Below are 23,705 nucleotides of genomic sequence, written 5' to 3' on the forward strand. Positions count from 1 at the left end.
GTCCACTCTTATCCTTAATAGTGTAGTAAGCTAATGTTTTTATGAATACAATCAACAGCTTTTGGTGATTTCAAAAATACAACGAAGGAAAACGTCAGCTCGCAGGGTTATTGTTTATAAAACCGCATATCATACGAACTGGTTACATTAACTTAAATTGTTTAACATTTCTACTTAGAAATAGTTAAATCTACAAGTTTTTGCACATAGATCGAACAGCCATTTTTTTGACTATTTAAATGCTTGTTTGAAACGGTCGTTTTATTCGAAGTCGGCGTTAACTTCGAATGTCATTGGCTGGTTGGTGTGAGGGTGAAGTAGAGATAAAAATTGCGCATGTAAATGTAAGCGCTTTTCTGTTTTACCATACAAATCATCACCTAAAATTGGCATATGTAATCCGTCATGGTGAGCACAGTGAACTCTCAATTGATGAGTCCGGCCTGTTTTTGGGTAAAGGTGTACTAATGTAGCGCCGTTTTCGATGGAAACTTTTTGCCAAAATGTCTCAGCATGCTTACCGTATTCATAGCATACCAGCTGCTTTGGCCTATCATCTAAGTCCACCCTAAGAGGTAAGCTGATAGTGCCACTCTCTGAGGTAAGAATACCGTCTATTTTGGCAATATATCGCTTTGTCACCGTTCGATTGATAAATTGCTGAACTAAGTGTTTATTCACTTCTTTTGACAAAGCAATGACCATTAGTCCTGATGTAGACATGTCTAATCGATGAACAATAAGTGGGCCTGTCGCATCTGGGAATTTTTGCTTCATGCGGCTGAAAACAGAATCGGTAATACTCTTACCCGGTACAGAGAGGAACTCTGCAGGTTTATTGACGATTACTATATACGGATCTTGATAAACAATCGGTAAATCGACGCCTTGTGCTGGGTTAGTTAAAAGCGGATTTTCATCAACTTCCATCCCTTCGAGCATATGACCTAAAATTGGCCGACATTTACCATGGCAAGCAGGGTAATAGTTTTGATGCTGTTTAATTTCAGACTTAGGTGACATGCCCCACCAAAACTCAGCCATAACAATAGGGGTTAGTGCATTCTTAAAAGCGTATTGAAGTAGTTTAGGCGCAGCGCACTCACCTGCTGCAGCTGGCGGCTGATGATTAGGTGCATCATGGAATATGTCACTTAAATCTCGACTTTGACCATTAATATTAAGAAATTGATATTGGGCAAATAGCTTATCTTGTAATGCATTAGAAACCTGCTTACGTTGCAACTTTAAGTGATCTATTTGATCTGTTATTTCAGCAAGTTGTTGCTGAGCTTGGGCGATTTTATCGTCCCAATCTCGCCTAAGTGCGTTTAATTGATGCTTATCTTGAACGCTCTGTCTGCTCATCTCAATAGATAAAGTTGTTTGCTCCGTATCTGATAAGCCTTCCATGTTATTTCGCTTATCTTTACGGTTTTTTCTATTTTCAATCATCAGCTTACGATGTTGTGCAATTACGTGATCTGCAGCGTCGGTGACGGCAATTAACGCTTGCTGAAACTTCGTTAACTCAGGGTGAGATTCTAATAACTTAAGCTTATGACTTAACTGATTTATCTCTTCGTATTCAAGCTTGAAAAAGCTGTCTTTGCTGAGCATGTCAAATACAGGTGGCACAAAATTAGGCAATATATTTTGGTCAGCGATTTTGCCAGAAAAAGCCGATAAATAGCCGATTTCACCTTGAGTATTTTTAACGACTAAGACGCCAAACATTTTACCAATAGGCTTAAGTTTTTGTGCTTGTGTACAAGGTTTGGTTTGCTCTTCTAAACCAAAATTGTGTTTCCAATCAGTTTGCTGCGTTAAGTGGATTTGTAATTGCTTTGCGGCTATTACAGCTAGAGGGTGTGGTTGATAATAGAAAGGGAAGGTAAATTTTTCCGGTAAGGGGATATCAGCAATCGATTCATTAAAAGGCGTAAAAAGGGGATCGAACTGTGACATGAGGAAAAACCTTAACCGTTGAGCTGGCGATAAAACTGAATTAGCCTTTCTATATTAGCGGCTAAGTTTACCTTGATTGCGGTTAAAAGGCATTAGCTATGGACGCGCGTATTAGTTATTTGAGAAGGCCGCTTCAATCTATTGCTGTAATCAATCGTTTTATAGTAAGTACTGTTTCGAAGCCAGCATTAAAAGCGGTTTGGGAATTAGGGGAAAAAGCTAGCAATGAAGGGGAGCGGAAAAAGTTAAATAAACAGTGAAGTAAGACGATTAAAGCCTTACTTTACTGCTTGTACTTGCTTTAGCCTAGCCTAACAATCGATGTTATTTAGGGCGGTAAAGTATGCAAATCTTATTACCGGCTGGATCACGTAAGTAACCCAAGAATAATGGCCCCATTGGTGACTCTCGATATCCTGGTAAGTCTTCACAATTGACGCCACCATTTTCAAGACCAGCTGCGTGCCATGCATATGCTTGTTCTTCACTTGTTGCAGCAAAGCCTACTGTTGTGCCATTACCGTGACAGGCACTCTCGCCATTAATGGGTTTTGTTAACGCAAAAACACCGGTATCAGTGACGTAAAAACAGCGACCTTTAGGGTCTATATTGCCAGGTGCATGACCTAGTGTGGCTAATGTTGCATCATAAAATTTCTTTGATGTTTCGATGTCATTAGCACCGATCATAATATGGCTGAACATAGTTAACTCTCCGTGTGGGTATTTATAGCTAAAATTCTGATTATGCACGTATTAGAAGGACAGGGGATTGTCATTTTGTATTGCATAAACTGGTTTAATTTTGTGGCTATTTCTGCTGAGTAGCAGTTTTAGCTTCGTGTTTCTCCAATAGCCAAATCGTATGACTAAGTAGCTGCTGATCGCCGATTTTCCCGTGCCCTGGAAGGACTTGGACACTCTGGCTAAATTGAGTTTGTAAGTTGCTAATCGACTTTGGCCAAGCGGTTAAATCAGCTTCGCCGTAATAACCTAGACTTTTGCTGCCAAGGCTTTTGACTAAGCAGCCACCATAAAGCAATTTTGTTTGAGGAAACCACACTACGAGATTATCGACAGTATGCCCAGCACCAACAAAGTGGACTTCAATCTTATCTTCGATAAGGTTGAATTGTCCTTCTTTAAAGCTGTGACTGGCAGTTGCTTTACCAGCTTGTTTAAGCAGTTTATTCGTGTGTTCAGATGCGTAGGTAGCTACGCCGATGCTATTTAAATAATCTATTCCAGCAGTGCGATCGTCATGGGAGTGAGTTGATACACTAGCCTCTAATGAAAAGCCTTGTTGCCTAATCCATTCAACTAGTTTTTCTGTATCAGCTTCACTCCATGGCGTATCAATTAAATAGGCTTTGTTAGCATCAATTAGAATGAGTCCGTTAGAGCCAACAAAACCAAACTGTTTAGTCTGCATAAACGATTCATGGACATACAATGTGTCTGAAAGCGGGGTTATGCGTAACTCTCCTTTTGCAGGCTGTTTATGTTCATGTGTTTGCATTGAAGTTGCTTGAGCAGGTATCAAGGAAGCGACGATGACAATACTGATGCTAACTAACTTAGTTAATAACTGAATGGGCTTATTAATGAAGGAGGTGAACATATAAGAGTCTCGAATAATTAACCGCTGCCGAACATGAAAATAAGTATCAGCATTAGCTTATTTAACTGAAATTCTATACTGCCACAACTCAGCCAGATTTAAACAATTACAGAGACTGTTCAGATTAATATTTGTTGAGAAAGATAATCTTAGCGGCATGATTGATGGCTTAAAAAGAGCTTTTTAACGTCGACTTTGGCGTTTATTCGTGAAGCGAGAAGGTATATTCCAGCCAGTTTTCGGTGCACAAAAATCGCATCTGTTGGTGGGGTATGCCACTCATCTGGTTTCGTGCTCATCGATTTAGCTGCATCAGTAATGCGTTTTGCAAGATTACTGCTAGCAAAGTCATACTCAGCTTCACTTCTAAGCGGTTCACATGCTTGATAGAAAATATCTACGATGAGTTGCTGCTGCTCAGGGGTGATGTCTTTTTGAAAGAAGCCAATCTCTGAAGCGGCTTGTGTCATCAATGCTTTATCGCTCGTCATCGCTCCTTGCATCAATTTACGGTAACCCGCAGAAAGAGTATCAGAAATAGAGCGAGTTGCCCCGAAGTCTAAAAGCACGATTTTGTCGCTACTTGCTTGATACATAAAGTTGGCAAAATTAGGGTCGCTCTGAACTAACTTAAATTCAAATAGTTCATCTAAAAACAAAGCTAACAATTGTGTCGCGACATTATCTCGGGTTTGTTGGTCGAGGCGGGCGACATTTTCAATGGCCTCACCTTCAATAAACTCCATCACTAAAATACTGTCTGTACTTAATGCATCGTAAACTTTGGGTACGATGAATCGTTCATCGTTAGCTACCCATTGCTGGTATTGCTTTAGTAGATTAGCTTCATACTGGTAGTCTGCTTCATGATGAAGTTGGGCTTTAGCTTCGTTGAGTAACTTATCAAACTGTATGTGGTCTGGGACAAGTTGAGCGACTTTAAGTAAGGTGGCGACATTATCAATATCGCTATCAATACTGTCTTTAATGCCTGGGTACTGGATTTTAACAGCCAGCTTTTCACCTGAGTCTAGGTAAGCAAGGTGCACTTGACCAATCGAGGCTGCAGCAAAGGGGCGTAGTTCGAATTGTGCAAAAGGTGCGAGCCAATCTTGACCCCATTGTTGCTTGAGGATCTCGACTAGTTGCTTGTGGGGCATTGCTTTAGCGTCATCACGCAGCCTTGCCATAATTTCACTTAACTCGGCAGGAAGTAAGTCGCCGGTGTCCATTGAAATCATTTGACCGACTTTCATTGCAGCGCCGCGAAGCTGGGCAAGTTTTTCGGCCACTTGAGAAATATTTTTAGGCGTAAGTACCAGCTCTTGAAGTTTTGGTGATTGGCCTTTGCTGAGCTGCTTTGCCCCTTCCACCAATACATTTCCAGCTAAACGTGAGGCAAGGCCACCCATTTTACTTAGTCTGGAAAAACGACTACTTGGAACTTTAGCGACTTCTTTACTCATAGTGACAACTCATTTTGAAGGAAAGTGAGGTACTGCTGAAGGCTCATTCTTCATCCATTTGCTTCAATAATACGGCTTATTAAGAATACGTGTTTAACTGGATTTAGATCAACCTGATAGTGAGTGAGATATTTACTACAAATGGAGTACACAATAAAAAAGGACAACGAAGTTTGCTTCGTTGTCCTTAATATTTGTTTCAGTCATTCTCTGAGTTCTGAAGAAAGCATTTGATAGCTAGCATGTCGTTTTAGAGCTCAGTTTCTAAGATCTAAGGCTAGCCTCCAAATTCAAACTCTAGTATTTAACTTCTAGAATTCAGCGTTTAAAACTCAATAGTATCTTGCCAGCCTAACAGCACACTCTGTAAGCCATGCTTTTGCTCAAAGCGTTCTAGCTTTTCTGGGCTAGCATCATCTAGCGCAAGCTCACGATACTTCTTAGCAAACTTAAGTGTACGCAGTAACTCTTGGTAGAAATGCTTGCCTAAGTCTTCGCGAATCGTTTGCGCCAGAGTGTCAGGTAAATGGCTTAAAGCACGCTCAGTATGTATGGTTACCGCATCAATACTGAACCACTTTTCATCAAGCTCAATTTTACGCAAGCGCTTTTTCATGTCTTCGCGGACTCTAGCGTCATCAAACATGATGCGATACAACACTGCTTCAGCTAAAACACTTTCAAGCCCTAGGCTGAACAATGGATCAAGCTCCACCTTAGCGTAAAAGGTTTCTAGTAGAACCTGAGTGGCTTCTTGGTTGTGATGATCTTTCAGTGCTGTTTGGTAGTCTTGCCATCCCAGCCACTCTTCCGCATCCGGTGGCGTCGATATTTTTTCTAACAACAGTTGATTGATACCACCGTAAAGCGAATTATCACTTCCGTGCATGTGTTTACTGACAGTTGTCAGCATACTCCAGCCTTTTTGAAAACACTTAAGCACGCCATCAGGCTTTTGCAAAAGAGCCACAGAACCAGCAGGTTCTTGACCTGTTAGTGCAATCAATCCCAAGCTTACAACACCAATAACATCGTGTGCTGCTTGCTCAAGCAAATGCATTTTATGCTTGTTATAAAACTTATCTGCCAGTTTTAAACTCATTAAAATCGCTTTGGATTTTATTTGAGTGACATGTTCGTCGGTTAATCGTTCTTCTATACGTCCATATTCAAGTACACGACTGAAATAGGGACCTTGGTTATTATCACGTAATGCTAATTGCATTAACTCGATTCCTTAATCAAGAAAAGTAAACATGTCATCGACTTCAGCGTATTCATCAGCCACTTCGTTTTTCTCTTTGGCCTGCAGTACAAGCTCATTAACGAATTTACCGATGATTTGCTCCCAACCAGAGCTTTCATTGCGGAGTAAATTCTTAATTGATGTGGCAACATCTGGCGCAAGCTGCTTAATCAGCGCAAGTAAGCTGCGTGGATCATCAATGGCTAAACTGTGAGCTTCTTCATCGGCTTGCCAGTTGCTATAACCTACGGTTTCACCATCATCTTCGTCATCAAAACTTTCGTAAATGGTGTTGCCATCTTGTTCTGCAGAAGGTGCAAGAATAAGCTCAATAAACGGGATTGAAAGGTAGAATAAACCCGCTGGATCTTCTGCAATACATTCTAAAATAGCGGCTTGCTTCTCTTCAGTTCCTTGAATACGGATAAGGTAAGTTAAGAACTCAAAAGTATGGTGCATCAATTCATCTGCATTGGTTTTGATTTGCTCTTCCCAATACAGTGGCTGCTGACAGACGATGTCACGAATTTGTTCTGGCGACATCAATTCAGACATGATCGATGGACAAGAGATATCGTGATGACTGTTAATTTGCGTCAAGGTCACAATATCCATGTGTTCGATAACATCAACAAGTTGATCGTCAGACATGGTATTAGCAATAATTTCGAAGCGCTTGCTGGCTTGTTGTGGCTCTACATCTGCAAGATCTTTAATCTCTGCAGCGGTAAGTTCAATAAGGTTGTTGCTCATTAGCGCTCCTCGTCATCATATTGATCGTAATAACCTTCTTCATCGCTGTCATCGTAATCACCATCATCATTATATGGATCATAACCGTCATCGCTTGCATCTGGATCAGAACTGCTGAATGACTTACTTGGGGCGACGACGTTATCTTGAGTATTAAGCAAGTAAACAACGGCGCAGCTTTCTATCAGTAACTCTTCTGAATATTTGCGCACAGCTAGAACTAAAGGTACATCGTCATTATTAAATTGAATCGTAACTTTAAACTCGTCCCACGACGGCATAGTCGCAGTATCTATCCATGTTGCCCACTTGGTTTTAGCAGCATCTGAAAAGCGAACACGATTGAATAGGGCAACTGGTAAGTATTCTGGTACAGCTGCAAGCATCGACGGGTCGGCTAACAAAATAGCTTTCATTGAGTCAGTGAATTTAGCTAATGCTTCTGGGCTATCGGGATCGTTATACGACTCGATATTGTCATAGGCATTATTTTTTAACTCATTAATACGTGAGATATTAAGTGGTTTGCTCATGGGGTTCTCAAGAATAAAATTGGTCCCACAGCTCGGTCATTGCCGCTGTAGGATTGGTTACGATGACATTATTAAAATCTTTAATAAAGGCCGTTCTTAATTTCTTATCAGACAAAACATCATAGGCATCTTTTACTCGATGCAACTGCTGGGCCGCGAGATGTTTTTCTTCTTCTGAAGCATTAATCAGTTTATCGGGATGAAGCTTATTTGATAAACGTTTATAGGCCTTCTTTATTTCGTCTTCTTTGGCACTGGCTTTAACACCGAGGACTGTGAAGTGGTTAATCATATTTTTACCTATGGCATATGAACTTGGATAGACTGCTGCTAATCCACTAAATTATGATTATTTGGTTGTATACCCATGATACTTCAAGATGCAAAGTCAGCAAGGCAAAATAGTGCCAAGATGTTAGGCATAAAATTGAAGTATAGTTATTCTACATAGATATTTTATAACAACGCAGATTGGTGCTATTTGCCTTGCCCTACGGGGCTCAAGCTCGAAAACCACTGCTACGTTGTAAGCTTTGAAAAGTGAATAACAATGACCTCAGCTTACGCCTTGCATTGTTATCCGAGCTTGTGCCTGACAAAGCATATTGAGGTAACATGGGTATAAATAATAACAGAAATACAATCATTTCCATAAAACTATCAATTAGTTTAGCTCATTACAAAATTCAGATGTTCAAATTGAATAAAAATAATACAGATTTAATAAAGCCACTGTCCACTTTGGGTGACACTGGCTTTATTTAAGCTCAGTTTTTCACTAAAAATAAAAAGAGCACCCGAGGTGCTCTTAGTTAAAATAGGAGAGTGACTCCGTAAGTTTGCTCTGATGTTAGCTTTTTTCTTTCTCGATTAAGGCTAAAATGACTGGCACTACTTGATTAATCGCTCCAATACATAGACTTAATATTGCAATATGTTCCCATCCCATGACGTGCTCCTTTAATTTACTGTATTGATGAAAGTCTTCAAACCGATATGTTATGTCGATGGAATAAGTCTATTAAAGTTGCCTTTTTGCAGTAAGTGAATATTGTCATGAGTGTCGATGACAATTGTCATGGCATGTTAAGTGATTAAATTAATTGCCTTATTAATCATTTTGCTCACTATTTTATTAATGTAAGAAGAGACTTGAAGCGCTCTCCACAGGCTTGATGTTGAAGTTCGAACAAACAAGACTCAGTGTTGGTTATTTTCGCGCCTAATTGGGTCATCATTTGAATGCCTAGTTGCTTGTTCTCACTGGTGCGCGACGATACAGCGTCGGCAACTAAGTGAACCTTATAGCGATTAGCGAGTAAGTCTTGGCAGGTTTGATAAACACACACATGGGTTTCAATACCAGCAAGAATGATATTGCTGCGGTTAAGTCTGGCCAGTTGCTGCTGAAAATCAGGGCTTTGCCAAGCACTGAAGAAAGATTTAGGAATGGCTTGAGTTGTTCTACTTAATAGTTCTGCTAATTCAGCAGTGGTTCCGCCTAATTTATCAGGAAGCTGTTCTACCCATAAAATAGGGATATCAAATAACTTGGCTCCTTGTATTAAAATCCCAAGTTGCTTATGTAATTCAGCTGATTGTTGCATGACTTGAGCAAGCTTACCTTGGACATCAATGATCACTAATACCGATTGTTCAGTTGTTAACATGGGCATTCCTTTACTGCTTTAGCATTAAGGTATTTAGGAATAATGAGTAAACGATACTTTTGCTGTAATGACTATTGTCTAAAAGTCGAACAAAATGATTTTGGTAACATGTTGCCCATGTTCCCCATGTTGAAAGTGAACCTTATTTAGCGGTAAACATCAGTTGTAAGCGTCCATGAAACAAAAATGACTAAACGGATTGTAATTTGCGCTAATGACTATCGTCTAAAAGTCGAACAAAATGATTTTGGTAACATGTTGCCCATGTTGCTCATGTTGAAAGTGAACCTTATTTAGCGGTAAACATCAGTTGTAAGCACCCAAGGAATAAAAATGAATAAACGGATTGTTATTTGTGCTGATGGCACTTGGAATCGCCCTGAAGAAGATATTAATGAAGATCAGGCTACTAATGTGCTTAGACTCGCCCGAGCCATTAGCCCCGTCGCTGCCGATGGCACTCCCCAGCAGGTATTTTATGACTGGGGAGTAGGCTCTTATTACGACGGTATCATCGGCGGCGCGACAGGAAGAGGACTGCATAAGAATATTCTTGATGGCTACCGCTACATAGTGCAGAACTATCAACCAGGCGATGAGATATATTTATTTGGCTTCAGCCGTGGTTCATACACTATGCGCTGCCTTTGCGGACTGATTAACAACTGCGGCATTGTAAAACGTCCTGATGCAAAACTCATTCAGCAGGCTTTCGAGCATTATAAAACCCAAGCCACTAGCTATGCGCCTGAAGGGGTGAAGTCATTGGAGTTTAGGGAGAAATATTCACACCCCTCACGTGATATTGAGTTCGTCGGAGTGTGGGATACTGTCGGTGCAATGGGGATCCCAAGTTCATTTTTAGGCTTATTTGAAGATAAAGATGAGTTCTATGACACTAAAATTGGCAGTAATGTCAAAGTGGCCCGCCATGCATTAGCCATTGATGAGCATCGACAAGATTTTGAACCCACAATTTGGCAGCCAAGAGATACCATGGATATGAAGCAGGTTTGGTTTGCTGGTGCGCACAGTAATATTGGTGGTAGCTATCAACCCGATAATCAAGGGCAGATGTTATCGGATAATGCCTTGTTGTGGATGCTTGGAGAGGCTCAAGCTAAAAAGCTAACGATTGAGTCGCACTTAATGAATCAAGTATCAGCCGCGCCATTAGCTAAATTGCATAATTCCCGTCGTAATTTTTATCGCGTCAAACGTAAGCTTTATCGAGATATGGCGCCAATGGGTGAGCCAATGTTAATCCATCAATCAGTTAAGCAACGCTGGGATAACGATGAGAAATATCGCCCTAAAAATCTTCAAGCTTTAGTGGATAAATTTGGCTGGCCGACTGAACTAGTGTTATAACTCGCTAAATTAACATAATAAATTCTTTATCAAGATGCTTATCAACGGACTCAAATTCATTAAAGGTATTACATTGACACACTCAGTAAATCGAAGCTTTATATTTGCGATGTTATTTGCATTGCTACTTTCATCGTCTTGCTTTCAAGCATTTGCTGAACCTGTCAATCCTGCAAAACGGGTTATAGCGTTATCTCCTCATGCGGTTGAAATGCTGTATGCCATTGGCGCTGGCGAAACGATTGTTGCTACTACGGATCATGCAGACTTTCCCGAACAAGCTAAGAGTATCCCAAGTATTGGCGGTTATTATGGTATTCAAATGGAGCGAGTGATTGAGCTAAACCCTGATTTGGTCGTGGTATGGCAAAGCGGCAATAAAATGGAAGATATTAGTCAATTAACTCAGCTAGGGTTTAAGGTATTTAATAGTGATCCAAAGAGCTTAGATGATGTGGCAAAAGAGCTTGAGCAACTAGGCGAGTTAACTGGCAATGAATTACAGGCCAAACAAGTTGCAGATGATTATCGCCAGCAATTAGCTAGTATACGTATGCAAAACCAGCAAAAACCTGCTGTAAAAGTGTTTTATCAACTATGGTCGTCACCATTAATGACGGTATCGAAAGGCAGTTGGATTGAGCATATTATTAGTGCTTGTCATGGAGATAATGTTTTTATTGATGCTGCTAGTGAATATCCACAAATTAGTGTCGAAAATGTCCTGCTTACAGGTGCTGAAGTCATCTTGCAGAGCCAAGATGAAGGCAATGTAATTGGTGTGGATTGGTCGAAGTGGCCTGAGTTGCCAGCGGTGAAAAATAAACATATTTATCAGTTAAATGCCGACTTACTGCATCGAGCATCACCCCGTGCGATTTTAGGTGTGCAGGCACTTTGTGAGTCACTGGATAAGGTAAGGGCCACACAGTAATCGTTAATTAAGCGTACACATTTTTACGCTAAACCCATTCAAAGTGTCCACTCGGACACTTTTTTATTGTACGGACACTTTTACAGGGTGTCCGCGGACACATTTCTATTCTTAATAACTTAAGTTTTACCTTAAGGTTCTGAAATTATTGGTTTTAAATTAATTGGCATAGCCTGTGCTTTATCAAGGTAACAATACTGATATAGCACGCTAGATGAGTTTAATCGGACATTTTTGCAAACAGACAGTCGTGTATACAGCCACTTTTGTAAACATAAGCTCTGTAAACATAAGCCATGTAAACAAAAAGTCCGATAAACAAAAAACAGCTAGTGAGTTTCAAGGAACTGAGATGATTAAAGATACCAGCGGACAAGATACGGTTATTAAAGCAAGTGCATCTAAAAAACTCCGTATGCCAGTCATTCTTGGCACAGTTGGCGTGTTAATGAGCGCGTTAGTTTGGGCAAGTCTTGGACATGACGCTTCGATTCGTTCTATTGAAGGTAAGGATTTACGTTTAGCCACTATCACTCGTGGCACGTTAGTCAGAGATATTGCAACAACGGGTAAAATTGTTGCCGCCAATGCGCCCATTTTATACAGCACTGAACAAGGTGTCGTGACACTGCTCAGCCAGCCAGGTGACGAAGTTGAACAAGACCAAGTCGTTGCCCAAATTGACAGCCCTAAATTACGTAGCAGCTTTCAACAAGAGCAGTCAGTTTTTGCAGCAATGGAAAGTGACTTAGAGCGCGCCAAACTGGATGCTCGACGTGAACAACTGCGAGTGAGTCAAGTATTAGATATGGCCAAAGTTGATTTAGAGGCGGCAGACAGAGAGAGCCGTCGCGGCGATCAATTGATTCAAAACAGTCTTATTAGCCGAATTGATTTTGAAAAAGGCAAAGATGACCTCCATAAAGCCAAACTTTTACATAAACATGCCATTCAGGAAGTGGATTTGATGCGCGACACCTTAACCTTCGAGCTTAAAAACCGCGCTCTAGAGGTTGATAGACAAGCCTTAGTGGTGACTGAGCTGGCACGCCAAATTGCGGCACTCGATATAAAAGCCCCCGTCAAAGGCATTATTGGTAATTGGTTAGTTGAACAAAAAGCTCGGCTTGGTGCCAGCCAACCTATCTTAACTGTGGTTGATCTAAGTGCTTTTGAAGCAGAGCTTGCCGTACCGGAATCTTATGCAGATGACTTAGGGATAGGTATGGACGTTGAACTGAGTTTTGGCAGCATCAATGTCATGGGACATTTAGCCTCAATTTCACCAGAGGTAAGAAATCGCGAAGTGACAGCACGAGTTCGTTTTAGTGCTGATAACAGTTTATCACTTCGTCAAAACCAACGTTTATCTGCCCGAGTATTACTGGAAAATCGCCCTAATGTATTAATGATAAAACGCGGTGACTTTTTAAATCGTGGCGGCTCAACTGCATTTGTGATGAATGACGATATGGCGATTAAAACCCCTGTCATCCTAGGTGCCAGAAGTATGAGCCAAGTGGAAGTTGTCGATGGCGGGAAAGAAGGCGATGTATGGGTGGTTTCAGGCACCGAAGCTTTTAGAAACGATGAACAGATTCAAATTAGATAGATATTAACCCTATTGGATTACGACAGAATTAAGTAAGGACACCACAATGAAATTACCTCAAACAAAACCAATGACTGGCTTTATCGCATTGATGTTACTGAGCTTAGCCGTGAGCTATCGAATTGATGAAAGCTTTAATTGGTTGTCGTTTAGTTTTCAAATTATCGACCTTACAGACCAGCTGTCTGAACAAGTTAGTTACGGCTTAAACAATGACATGGTGCAAGTGTTATTTGAGTTAGATTTTGCCACTGCCATACAGATTATTGTGCAGTTCTAGCGCTGTAAGAAACCATTTTAATAACCGATTTACCGAATAAATAATGATAACTAGCGCTAGAGCATTAGCTAGTTAAACAAGGAAAGAACTCATGTTATCAATGAAAAATATTAGCAAAGTATTTAAAACGGATTTAGTGGAAACCCATGCGCTACGAGATTTTAATCTTGAGGTGGAAGAAGGCGAATTTGTTGCTGTAACTGGCCCGTCTGGCTCAGGTAAAACCACTTTTCTTAATATTGCTGGATTACTTGAAGGTTTTACCTCGGGTGAATTTAGTCTTGATGGGGTAAATGTCTCTAACTTGAATGACAATCTGAGTGCGAAAGTCAGAAACGAGAAAATCGGGTTTATCTTTCAGGGCTTTAATCTTATCCCTGATTTAAACCTTGCTGAAAATGTTGAAGTACCACTTCGTTATCGTGGGTTTAATCGCGCTGAGCGTCAACGCCGAGTTGAGTCTGCACTTGAGCAAGTGGGTCTAGCCGCAAGAATGAAGCACTTACCAAGCCAATTATCTGGTGGTCAGCAGCAGCGTGTGGCCATTGCCAGAGCGCTAGCAGGTGAACCACGCTTTTTATTAGCCGATGAGCCAACGGGTAATTTAGACAGCTTAATGGCGCGCCAAGTGATGGAACTACTAGAGAATATTAACCAAACGGGTACCACGATTATTATGGTGACCCATGATGCGGAGCTTGCACGCCGTGCGCAGCGTAATATTCAAATTGTTGATGGTCAGGTATGTGATTTTTCGATGTACCAAAAAGCTGATCAATCGGTAGTCACCGACCTACAACAAGTTGCAGACTTACAAAAAGCCGCGAGTAGCGACTGTTAATTCAAGCAGGAGATAAGCTTATGTTTTTATATTATTGCGATCTTGCTTGGCGCAGCATCAAAAAGACGCCGATGCTATCAATGTTAATGGTACTGGCTATTTCGATTGGTATTGGCATTACTATTACGACGTTAAATGTGTATAAAACCATGTCCTACAACCCGGCTGGTGAGCGAAGCGATAACATCAATTCAATCCAATTATGGAGTCAGGGTTTAGATACATGGGATGACTTTCAATCGAATGTCACTTATACCGACGTGATTAACTTGCGTAATAACAATGAACTGACATTAAAAGCCGCGACATTTAGAACGGGTTTAGCAATGCAATCTGATGATCCCACTATCGATCCGATCTTAGAAAGTGTGCGCGTCACAGACAGTGATTTTTTTAGCATCTTCGATGTGCCATTTTTGTACGGTAATGCTTGGGATAAAACGGTAGATAGCCAACCTGCTTATCAAGTCGTCATTGGTGAAAAACTCAATCAAACCTTTTTTGATGGTCAAAATAGTGTGGGTAAAACAATTTACCTCAACCGTAAGCCTTATCAGATTGTGGGGGTGATTAAAGAGTGGAACCCGCAACCTAAATACTACGACCCACTTAATGGCGCATTTAACGACGCAGAAGAAATCTTTATTCCTTTCTTATTGGCAGAGCAAGAAGAGTTTGACGTGTGGGGCAATACCAGTGGCTGGAAATTTGAGCCAATGTTGACCTACCAAGACCGCTTAAATTCTGAAAAAACGTGGCTGCAGTTTTGGACCTTCCTTGAAAACGAAGATCAAAAGTCGCAACTTGAATCTTGGTTAAGCCGTTATGTAGAGCAGCAAAGAAACTTTGGCCGCTTTACTGATACCGCCAAAACACCCGCTGAATCATTCCAAATCAGTAACATTCAATTATGGCTTGAAAATAATGATGTGGTTCCTGAGGACAACAAGGTGCTAGTGGGACTTAGCGTACTGTTTTTAAGTGTGTGTTTGGTCAATATTTTGGGGTTATTGCTGACTAAGTTTTTAAAGCGAGCGCCAGAAGTAGGGGTACGCCGCGCGATTGGTGCCAGCCGTGCACAGATATTCAGTCAGTATATGGTTGAAGTGGGCATTATTGGTTTTATTGGCGGCATTGTTGGTTTGTTATGGGCTTGGGGAGCACTGTCTATGTTACATGCTGAATTCAATATGAAAGAAAGCGTGACAGGACTTGATGCCAGTATGTGGATTATCACGCCACTTATTGCTATTTCCACCGCCATTATTGCCGGGATTTACCCTGCATGGGTTGTGTGCCGTACTAAACCAAGTGTGTATTTAAAAGCGCAGTAGTGAACCCAGAAAGGAATTCGACATGTTACATATCAAACCTATTTTATCGAGTTTAATGCGCAGCAAAAGCGGCCCAGTATTACTACTATTGCAGATTATTTTATCAGTGGCGATTGTAGCGAATGCGAGCTTTATTATTCACGAGCGCCTTACCTTGATGCAGCGTGATTCGGGCTTAATTGAAGAGCAGATTTTAAGTTTTAATGTTTATAATTTTGACCCTGCAATCGACAATGTGCAGCAAAATGTTATCGACCAACAGATACTACGTGGCTTGCCTAATGTTATTGCGGCAAGTTCGACGAATATGATGCCGTTGAGTGGCAGTGGGTGGATGGATCGTTATGTGGATAGTCCGGATGAAGATACCGCTGAAAGTACACCTGGGTTTGCCTTGTATTTAGGTAACGAACATTTACTTGAAACCATGGGCGCAAAACTGGTTGAAGGGCGTAACTTCCGCCCTGAAGAAATCAATACTCAGTTAGATCAAAACGGCATGGTGGCGATGGTATCTCAACCACTAGCGACTGCTTTTTGGGGAGATGAATCACCAATCGGCAAAACCATGTATCAAGGTAAGCAAACTATCGAAATTGTTGGTGTGATAGATAAACTCCAAGGTGCATGGGTGAATCATGAGAACTTTGAGTACAGTGTGATTCAAAATATCGATTTTGGTGGTGGCCTTAAAAACAAAACTTATATTGTTCGAGCATTACCTGAACATATTCCAGCTTTGGAAGAGGTCATTGTTAAAGCCTTCCATGCAGAAAACCCTAACCGAGTGATTGATGGTTTTTCATCGCTGATTGATATGAAGAAAGAGACTTATAACAATCATAGATTAATGGCGACATTGCTCAGTATGATGGTGATTTTATTACTACTGATCACTGCGCTAGGTTTGACTGGAATGGTGATGTTTAACATTCAGCGCCGCACTAAACAGATAGGTACACGCCGTGCTTTAGGGGCGAAAAAGCGCGATATAGTGAACTACTTTATGGTGGAAAATTATCTGATTTGTATTGCTGGTGGCATTATCGGTGGCTTACTGTCATTGCAACTAGGACAGCAGCTGATGAGTTTATACAGTTTACCTATGTTACCCATGAGCTATCCAATCGCAGCGATTGTTGGTTTGTTAGTGGTTACTACTTTGGCGGTCATTGTGCCAGCTATGAAGGCGGCCAAGATATCACCTGCGATGGCAACTCGCAGCGTGTAAATAGGCTCGTCAAAATGCAAACATCTGTGTGAGTACAAGTGCCAGCATTAGCTGCTTCATGCTGGCAACATTTTATTTCAGCCTTCTCGTAAAAATGATTGTTTTACGGTAGCGTATAAAGGCGTTAAATCAATAACACATTTTAAATTGATAAATGGACAACATGGACACTATTTTAGTCGTAGATGACAACAGTTCGATATGCAGTGCATTAACCTTAATGTTGGATATTCATGGCTATAAAGCACTGAGTTGTGAAACGCCAGAGCAGGCAATCGACATCGTCACTAAGCAAGATATTAGCTTAGTGATCCAAGACATGAACTTTACTCGTGACACTACATCGGGTGAAGAGGGCAAGCAGCTGTTTTATACCTTACGTCAGCAGCAGCCTAATTTACCGATTATTCTGATGACAGCTTGGACCCAATTAGAAACCGCCGTTGAATTAGTTAAAGCTGGCGCTGCCGATTACATGGGCAAACCATGGGATGATGCCAAGCTGCTCACGAGTATCAATAATCTATTATCGATTTATCATCTTTCTAAGCAAAATAGCCAGCTGACAAGAGTCGACTCTGAGCGAATGAGCGCTATTAATGGCGCAGATTTATGCGGCATGGTTTTTGGAAGTGGCGCAATGCAGCGTTGTATTGACTTGTCATTACAAGTGGCAAAATCTGATGTGTCTGTGATGATCACCGGTCCCAATGGTGCAGGTAAGGATAAAATAGCCGATATAGTTCAAGCTAACTCCTTATTAAAAGATAAGCCTTTCGTTAAGGTCAATATTGGCGCTTTGCCAATGGATTTATTGGAAGCTGAACTGTTTGGCGCCGAAGCTGGCGCTTTCACTGGGGCGAATAAAGTCCGTATTGGTCGATTTGAAGCGGCTGATGGCGGCACCTTATTTTTAGACGAAATTGGCAATCTGCCGTTATCGGGTCAAGTTAAGTTACTCAGAGTATTACAAACGGGTGAATTTGAGCGTCTCGGTAGTCATCAAACCCGTAAAGTGAATGTACGAGTGATAAGTGCGACTAATGCCGATTTGGCTGATGACATTAGTAACGGTAGCTTTCGAGAAGATTTGTTTTATCGTTTAAATGTCATTGAACTTGCTATAGCGCCGCTTAATCAACGTGTTGATGATATTTTACCCTTAGCTCAACACTTTGTAGGCAATGAATTTAGTTTTGATAAACCTGCGCAGCAAGCACTGTTAACTCATGCTTGGTCAGGTAATGTCAGGGAGCTTGAAAATGTCTGTAAACGGGCGGTGTTATTAGCAAGCAATGCTGTACTGACTTTGGCCGATTTAGGCTTGTCGCCACAGACTCATCAAATACTTAATCGACAATTTAATCGCAATCAAGATTCTAATCTCAGTCAAGGATCTAATCTCAGTCAAGAAAAGCAATCTACTGAGGAAGTCGGTGAATCTTTGCTATCAGCTCAACCAGCAGATCCCGATAAGCAGCAGATTGAACAAGCACTGGTAACCCATAATGGCGTGATAGCAAGAGTGGCAAAATCCTTAGGTTTAAGCCGCCAAGCGCTATATCGACGCATGGATAAATATGGCCTATCTTCCAAGTAGCATTAATACTTACCGTCAACATATAAACTCGTAAACTGGCTTAATAATAACGCTTAAATGACCAATAAAAGTGAATGAAAACCATGAGAAAAACGCTTCAATTACGTAGTAAGTTAGTACTTGGTAACTTGTTAAGTGTTGCTTTAAGCGGTCTGTGTGGTTGGACTGTTTGGTTTAGTTTGGGGGAACAGCAGCTTTGGCTTGCTATTGTGGTTGCTGCTGGCGTCTGTTTCTTGTTGAGCATGTGGCTTACCCAAACCTTACATGACAGTTTGAAAGCACTTGAAGTTGGCCTGCTCAATTTTAAAGATAATGAGTTTAGTGTATCGCTTCATGGTTATGGCGAGCCTCAACTCGACTCCATTGCCGAACTCTATAATCAAGCGTCCGCTAAACTGCGCAGTGAAAGGCAGTTTATCTATCAGCGTGAACTGATGTTAGATAAAGTCATTCAAAACTCTCCTAATATTATGTTGCTGGTGGACGATAATCAGCGAATTATTTACGCCAACGATGCAGCAAGGCACCTATTTAACCAAGGTGTTCGTATTGAGGGAATGCTACTCGGTGACTTAATCGCTGAACTGCCAAATGCGTTAAAAGAAGCGCTTAATAGTAAGCATGAAGGGCTATTTTCTATTGATGCAACCAATCAGTCTAGTGCGACAACTGGCGCTGAAGAATTGGAGTCATGGCATATTTCTCGGGGCAGTTTTAGCCAAAATAATCAACAGCATCATTTAATTCTACTTAAACAATTAACCAAAGAACTTAACCGTCAAGAAGTGGCTGTATGGAAAAAAGTGATCAGAATTATCAGTCATGAATTGAATAACTCTGTCGCACCTATTGCTTCTATGGTGAATTCGGGAAGACTACTAACTAAGGATGTTGGCAACGACAAGTTAGGGTTAATCTTTGATACGATTGAAAATAGAACCGCTCATTTAAGCCAGTTTATTTCCCACTATGCTCAATTTGCCAAATTGCCACTGCCACGAAAAGCGCCGGTTGATTGGGCACAGTTAGTTCAGCAATTAGCTCAGCAATATCCTTTCAAGTTAATCTCTGAATTACCTCAGGTGCCACTTGAATTAGACAGTGTGCAGCTTGAACAAGTGCTGATTAATTTGCTTAAAAATGCCCATGAATCTGGCTCGGAAAAAGAGTTGGTCACGCTAGCCATGCAGGATGTGACACATCCAGTATCTGGCATTGTTATTATCATTGAAGATAGTGGTAGTGGGATGTCCAGCGAGGTCTTGTCTCAAGCGTTATTACCGTTTTACTCGACTAAACAGTCCGGCACAGGGATTGGTTTGCCGCTTTGCCGTGAAATTGTCGAAGCCCATGGCGGCCATATCACTATGCAAAATCGTACTAAAGGTGGGCTGAGCGTTAAGCTTTGGCTACCAAAGGAGTAAGGTCAATATGAAGCTGGCTCAATTAAATATCGCTAAGTGTAAATTCCCATTGGAAGCACCAGAGATGAAAGATTTTGTTGATAATCTCGATGAGGTGAACGCAATTGCAGAAGCTAGCAAGGGATTTATTTGGCGGCTAAAAGATGAGTCTGGTGATGCTACTCAAATACAAGCATTTGATGACCCCACACTTATCGTCAATATGTCGGTATGGGAGGATGTTGAAGCACTTAAAAACTTTATGTTTCGCACTCATCATCGAGATTTTATGCGTCGTAAAGCAGAATGGTTCTATCGTTTACCTGAAGATACTTATGTATTGTGGTGGATTGCTGACGATCATGTTCCAGATGTCAGTGAGGCTAAAGCACGTTTGATGCATTTAAGAGCGCAAGGAGATAGTGCTTATGCATTTACGTTTAAGAGTAACTTTACTGCTGCAGAGGTAAAAAACTAAGTCAAAATTTGGCGGTCATTTATGAGTCTTTACGCTGGTAATTAACTCTCGGATTAATCCTTTAACAAACCAAGATTGTAATGTCTGCAGCACCATTAAAGGTGCTGTCTGTTCATCGTACCAATTTAGCATCGCCTCACATTGATGGGCAAAATCATTTCCTTCGATAAAACCTGTTAATAGCGCGTATTGGCTTTGGTTTAAAGACTCAAATTGAGTCAATCTTTCACTGTTACGCCATAAAACCCAATACCTTTGCTGTTGATAATATGGGGCGTCAGGAGCGGTTTCAGCTTTAAGTGCTTGCCAGCTTTCTACAGCGTTACTTTTACAGCTAAACATTTGTAAGCTTGGGTGAAAGCGTAAGCAGCAGTCAGGCCATAATTCAGGTGCTAAAGTCTGCAAGGTTGTAAAGTCAGCTCGAGCAGATTCAGCACCATCAAAAGCGGCGAGTAACAAGCGCTCAAATTGGGCAATGTCAGCTAAAATTGGATACTGGCAAAAGAAGTCATCTGTGCGCAAAAACGCTGGCAAATTATCACAAAACTCTCTTAAAGACTTCGCCTGTGAAGGGTGGGCATTTATGTATTCAATTGCCAATTTATCAAATAATTCATCACCTAAATATAAACCGAGGATCTGATGATCGGTTTCCATTGTTTCTTTGAGGCGAATTCGATAAGCATTGGCATAGATTTTTAGCCGGTCATTAGCCGATATTCCACTTTGCTGTGACACTCGCTCCCTGATATCTAGCATCGTGCTTGTGTTAGGTTCCGGTTCTGATCCTGACTCAGAACTAGAACCAGAGAGAAGATACTGCATAAACTCTTGTTGGATCTGCTTTAACTGGCTCATATCGCGACCTTTCGGCTCGGTAAATGAGTGTCGGTTGGACTCATTGATTTATTACTGATTTTTGCTTGCTGTGCTAATGGTACAAGGTTAGATAGTGCTAAATCAGGATGACCCGGAAGAGTCAGTTCAGCAATCTTTTGTGCTTCCAATAACTCTTGGTACAGCACTGGAAAGTCGGGAATGTTCGCATCTCGTTCAATCATGGTGCTGACTGGACCAAATCGTTCGAGGGCGGCTTGATATAATGTCCACACACTGGGTGGCACATCATGATCATGGGTATCAATCACATATTCGCCGTAATCTGAATGACCCGCTAGGTGAAATTGCTGCACTCGACGAGGATCGATTTTATTTAAGTAATCCAGCGGATTAAAAAAGTGGTTTCGAGCACTGACATAAATATTGTTAATATCAAGCAAGATAAGACAATCGGCTTCTTCGGCCACTTGAGATAAAAACTCCCACTCATCCATGGTTGAATCTTTATAAGATAGATAGCTGGAAACATTTTCAAGTAGCAACCTTCTTCCTAATACATCTTGAGCGATTCTTACGCGTTCAGCTACGTGCTTGATGGTTTCTTCGGTATAGGGAAGCGGTAACAAATCATGGCTATTCACGCCATGGATTGAGGTCCAGCAAATGTGGTCAGAAATCCATTTGGGATTAATGTCATTACTGAGTTTTTTAAGAGAGGTTAGGTATTCCATATCTAACGGGTCGGTACTGCCTATCGACATAGACACGCCGTGCATCACAACAGGATATTGCTCTGCGATAGCTTCAAGGTAATAACGAGGTTTCCCGCCAGCCACTAAGTAGTTTTCTGAAAGCACTTCAAACCAATCAATTGCCGGTTGATGCTGCAGAATGTATTCAAAATGATCGGTTCGAAGGCCTAAACCAAAACCAATGAAGTCCTGCGTGATTTTCTGTTCTGACATTGGTTTACCTTTTATTGAACGCTTAGGGTGATGGGGAAAATTAATGGCTTGGCAATTAGGGGATGAATCTTGCCAAGCCATAATTTTTACTTGTTCACATTCACGAACACTTAATGAATGTCCGCTCAAATGATCGTTAACCTGCTTTGCCGCCGATATCTGCACATGATTTTGCTGTGGTATTCACAAAACCAGTTCCTTTACAGCTCGCCTTTCCGCCACAAGCGTGGTCAGCACCTTTACAATCATTGTGACCTTTACATACGTTAACGCCGTAACAATGGACCAAATCGGCTTTAGTTATTTTACCTACCCAATCATCTTTGACTTTACCACCCACATCACCACAAGCTTTTGAAGGCATTGCCACAAAGCCTGTACCTTCACAACTTGCTTGACCTTTACAGGCGTTATCTGCAGTGCCGCAATCATTATGTCCTTTACAGATATTAACGTCATAACAATGGACCAAATCAGTTTCGCCTGCTGCTAATGGTGCGGTATTAGATTCGCCAGCTACAGCTTGACCTGATAATCCTGCCATTGCCATCGCAAGAGCTGCACCAGATAGTGCCGTTTGTGTTTTCGTATTCATGATAGTTCCTTGGTGTGATCTATTAATAAGAGCTCTTTGTAATAGTTCCTTGCTTAGGCTTGAACGTTTGATACAAAATTAACGTTCAAGTAAGTTGAAAGCTAAATTAGTAAGAAAGTAGACACTTACATGCCATCCTTAAACTTGCTCCTACTGATTAATAGATACTATCCGCGGTTATCTGTCTTAATAGCAGGTACCTATAATGACCGTGGTCACCATTGAGATATTTCAAGTAAGTTGCAAAAGGTAAAGAAAATGTTGCTGTGTAGGCTGGATAAATATCAGCTTTAAAGCTGATTTAAAACAAGTTTAGTCAAAGCAAGTGATGGAGAATTTATTTGAAAATATGGCCGATTTAAATCAAATAACAGCAAATAATCATAGAAGTTGAAGAGAAAAAGCCTTTTTAATATGAATAAAAAATGATTAACTGTCGGCTAATTTACCTCTGCAAGCTGGGAAGCATAAATGCAAACTTTACTTATCTGTTTATTCATCGCGATGCTATTACCTTATTTAGCTAAAGGACCTGTGGCAGTCGCCATGGCAAAGCTAGGAGGGTATGACAATGCGCATCCAAGGTCACAACAAGCACAATTAACGGGTGCAGGTGCAAGAGCATTAGCAGGACACCAAAATGCATTTGAATCTTTGCTTATTTTTGGTATTAGCTGCCTTGTTGTAATAGCAACAGATAAGGTCAGCCCATTAGTTTCCACCTTGGCGATTGTGCACGTGGTTGCTCGGGTGAGTTATCACTTACTTTATTTGAAGGGGATTGCCACTATGCGATCCCTTGCATGGTTTGTGGGAATTTTTAGTGCTTTGGGCATTTTCTTTCAAGCTTTTTAGTCTAGTTTTCATTTATAAAAAAACGCTTATCGTAGCCAGTGCCCGATAAGCGTTTTTGTTTAGTTTTAGTTTTAGTTTTAATTTTTGAATTGAAGCAGATTTAATAGAT

The 23,705-nt window shown here is 41.0% G+C and carries 23 protein-coding genes; 11 read left to right on the forward strand and 12 right to left on the reverse strand.

All coding sequences use genetic code 11. The features are described from left to right. Positions 1 to 261: 261 nt before the first annotated feature. From FNZ24_RS10415 to FNZ24_RS10455, 9 genes are all read right to left on the reverse strand, one after another. Complete coding sequence (locus FNZ24_RS10415) at positions 262 to 1,968, reverse strand: RluA family pseudouridine synthase (protein WP_153914422.1); 1,707 nt, start codon at positions 1,966 to 1,968, stop codon at positions 262 to 264. 324 nt (positions 1,969 to 2,292) lie between these two features. Then, a complete protein-coding gene (locus FNZ24_RS10420) occupies positions 2,293 to 2,673 on the reverse strand; it encodes a VOC family protein (RefSeq protein WP_153914423.1) in 381 nt (126 codons plus the stop codon). Positions 2,674 to 2,779: 106 nt separating this feature from the next. Beyond that, a complete protein-coding gene (bla, locus tag FNZ24_RS10425; RefSeq protein ID WP_153914424.1) occupies positions 2,780 to 3,589 on the reverse strand; it encodes a subclass B1 metallo-beta-lactamase in 810 nt (269 codons plus the stop codon). Between the two features lie 149 nt (positions 3,590 to 3,738). After that, positions 3,739 to 5,055, reverse strand: coding sequence for an ABC1 kinase family protein (locus tag FNZ24_RS10430; RefSeq protein WP_153914425.1), 1,317 nt, complete (start codon positions 5,053 to 5,055; stop codon positions 3,739 to 3,741). Positions 5,056 to 5,380: 325 nt separating this feature from the next. Beyond that, positions 5,381 to 6,280 carry a cold adaptation protein AtcC gene (gene atcC / locus FNZ24_RS10435; RefSeq protein WP_153914426.1) on the reverse strand — a complete coding sequence of 300 codons (900 nt, stop codon included), beginning with the start codon at positions 6,278 to 6,280 and terminating at the stop codon, positions 5,381 to 5,383. Between the two features lie 12 nt (positions 6,281 to 6,292). Continuing rightward, positions 6,293 to 7,054, reverse strand: coding sequence for a cold adaptation protein AtcB (atcB, locus tag FNZ24_RS10440; RefSeq protein ID WP_153914427.1), 762 nt, complete (start codon positions 7,052 to 7,054; stop codon positions 6,293 to 6,295). Further along, the gene (gene atcA, locus FNZ24_RS10445; protein ID WP_153914428.1) at positions 7,054 to 7,587 is read right to left on the reverse strand and encodes a cold adaptation protein AtcA; all 534 of its coding nucleotides are present in this window, start codon (positions 7,585 to 7,587) and stop codon (positions 7,054 to 7,056) included. The genes atcB and atcA overlap by 1 nt, the downstream gene beginning before the upstream one ends. A 7-nt stretch (positions 7,588 to 7,594) precedes the next feature. Continuing rightward, positions 7,595 to 7,879: a J domain-containing protein gene (locus FNZ24_RS10450; RefSeq protein ID WP_153914429.1), complete on the reverse strand. Its 285-nt coding sequence runs from the start codon at positions 7,877 to 7,879 to the stop codon at positions 7,595 to 7,597. An 835-nt stretch (positions 7,880 to 8,714) separates the two neighbouring features. After that, the gene (locus tag FNZ24_RS10455) at positions 8,715 to 9,257 is read right to left on the reverse strand and encodes a hydrolase (protein WP_153914430.1); all 543 of its coding nucleotides are present in this window, start codon (positions 9,255 to 9,257) and stop codon (positions 8,715 to 8,717) included. 333 nt (positions 9,258 to 9,590) lie between these two features. Here FNZ24_RS10455 and FNZ24_RS10460 point away from each other — a divergent pair, with 333 nt between their 5' ends. The 10 genes from FNZ24_RS10460 (at position 9,591) to FNZ24_RS10505 (ending at position 20,341) form a co-directional block, all read left to right on the forward strand. After that, the gene (locus FNZ24_RS10460) at positions 9,591 to 10,628 is read left to right on the forward strand and encodes a DUF2235 domain-containing protein (protein ID WP_153914431.1); all 1,038 of its coding nucleotides are present in this window, start codon (positions 9,591 to 9,593) and stop codon (positions 10,626 to 10,628) included. Between the two features lie 109 nt (positions 10,629 to 10,737). Further along, entirely contained in the window at positions 10,738 to 11,562 is an 825-nt protein-coding gene (locus FNZ24_RS10465; protein WP_153914459.1) for a cobalamin-binding protein, read from the forward strand. A 352-nt stretch (positions 11,563 to 11,914) separates the two neighbouring features. Continuing rightward, a complete protein-coding gene (locus tag FNZ24_RS10470; protein WP_153914432.1) occupies positions 11,915 to 13,174 on the forward strand; it encodes an efflux RND transporter periplasmic adaptor subunit in 1,260 nt (419 codons plus the stop codon). Between the two features lie 46 nt (positions 13,175 to 13,220). Then, positions 13,221 to 13,454, forward strand: a complete 234-nt coding sequence (locus FNZ24_RS10475) for a hypothetical protein (RefSeq protein WP_153914433.1) — start codon at positions 13,221 to 13,223, stop codon at positions 13,452 to 13,454. A gap of 91 nt (positions 13,455 to 13,545) precedes the next feature. Then, complete coding sequence (locus tag FNZ24_RS10480; RefSeq protein WP_153914434.1) at positions 13,546 to 14,295, forward strand: ABC transporter ATP-binding protein; 750 nt, start codon at positions 13,546 to 13,548, stop codon at positions 14,293 to 14,295. A 20-nt stretch (positions 14,296 to 14,315) separates the two neighbouring features. Then, on the forward strand, positions 14,316 to 15,629 hold the full coding sequence (locus tag FNZ24_RS10485) for an ABC transporter permease (protein ID WP_153914435.1): 1,314 nt from the start codon (positions 14,316 to 14,318) through the stop codon (positions 15,627 to 15,629). 22 nt (positions 15,630 to 15,651) lie between these two features. Beyond that, positions 15,652 to 16,860: an FtsX-like permease family protein gene (locus FNZ24_RS10490; protein ID WP_153914436.1), complete on the forward strand. Its 1,209-nt coding sequence runs from the start codon at positions 15,652 to 15,654 to the stop codon at positions 16,858 to 16,860. 163 nt (positions 16,861 to 17,023) lie between these two features. Beyond that, entirely contained in the window at positions 17,024 to 18,460 is a 1,437-nt protein-coding gene (locus FNZ24_RS10495; protein WP_153914437.1) for a sigma-54-dependent transcriptional regulator, read from the forward strand. Positions 18,461 to 18,543: 83 nt separating this feature from the next. After that, positions 18,544 to 19,884 (forward strand): ATP-binding protein, encoded by a 1,341-nt coding sequence (locus FNZ24_RS10500; RefSeq protein ID WP_153914438.1) that lies wholly within the window; start codon positions 18,544 to 18,546, stop codon positions 19,882 to 19,884. Positions 19,885 to 19,891: 7 nt separating this feature from the next. After that, on the forward strand, positions 19,892 to 20,341 hold the full coding sequence (locus tag FNZ24_RS10505) for a DUF3291 domain-containing protein (RefSeq protein WP_153914439.1): 450 nt from the start codon (positions 19,892 to 19,894) through the stop codon (positions 20,339 to 20,341). 15 nt (positions 20,342 to 20,356) lie between these two features. Here the strand turns inward: FNZ24_RS10505 and FNZ24_RS10510 are convergent, their stop codons facing one another. The 3 genes from FNZ24_RS10510 to FNZ24_RS10520 all read right to left on the reverse strand — a co-directional run bounded on the left by FNZ24_RS10510 (position 20,357) and on the right by FNZ24_RS10520 (position 22,741). Continuing rightward, positions 20,357 to 21,199, reverse strand: a complete 843-nt coding sequence (locus FNZ24_RS10510; protein WP_153914440.1) for a DNA-binding domain-containing protein — start codon at positions 21,197 to 21,199, stop codon at positions 20,357 to 20,359. Further along, positions 21,196 to 22,146 carry a DUF692 domain-containing protein gene (locus FNZ24_RS10515; RefSeq protein ID WP_153914460.1) on the reverse strand — a complete coding sequence of 317 codons (951 nt, stop codon included), beginning with the start codon at positions 22,144 to 22,146 and terminating at the stop codon, positions 21,196 to 21,198. Before FNZ24_RS10515 ends, FNZ24_RS10510 begins: the two co-directional genes overlap by 4 nt. A gap of 136 nt (positions 22,147 to 22,282) precedes the next feature. Then, positions 22,283 to 22,741, reverse strand: coding sequence for a hypothetical protein (locus FNZ24_RS10520; RefSeq protein ID WP_153914441.1), 459 nt, complete (start codon positions 22,739 to 22,741; stop codon positions 22,283 to 22,285). Between the two features lie 471 nt (positions 22,742 to 23,212). Here FNZ24_RS10520 and FNZ24_RS10525 point away from each other — a divergent pair, with 471 nt between their 5' ends. Continuing rightward, positions 23,213 to 23,596 (forward strand): MAPEG family protein, encoded by a 384-nt coding sequence (locus tag FNZ24_RS10525; RefSeq protein WP_153914442.1) that lies wholly within the window; start codon positions 23,213 to 23,215, stop codon positions 23,594 to 23,596. Positions 23,597 to 23,705 lie beyond the last annotated feature (109 nt).

Source organism: Shewanella sp. TC10 (assembly GCF_009663145.1).
In the GTDB taxonomy this organism is placed as follows: domain Bacteria; phylum Pseudomonadota; class Gammaproteobacteria; order Enterobacterales; family Shewanellaceae; genus Shewanella.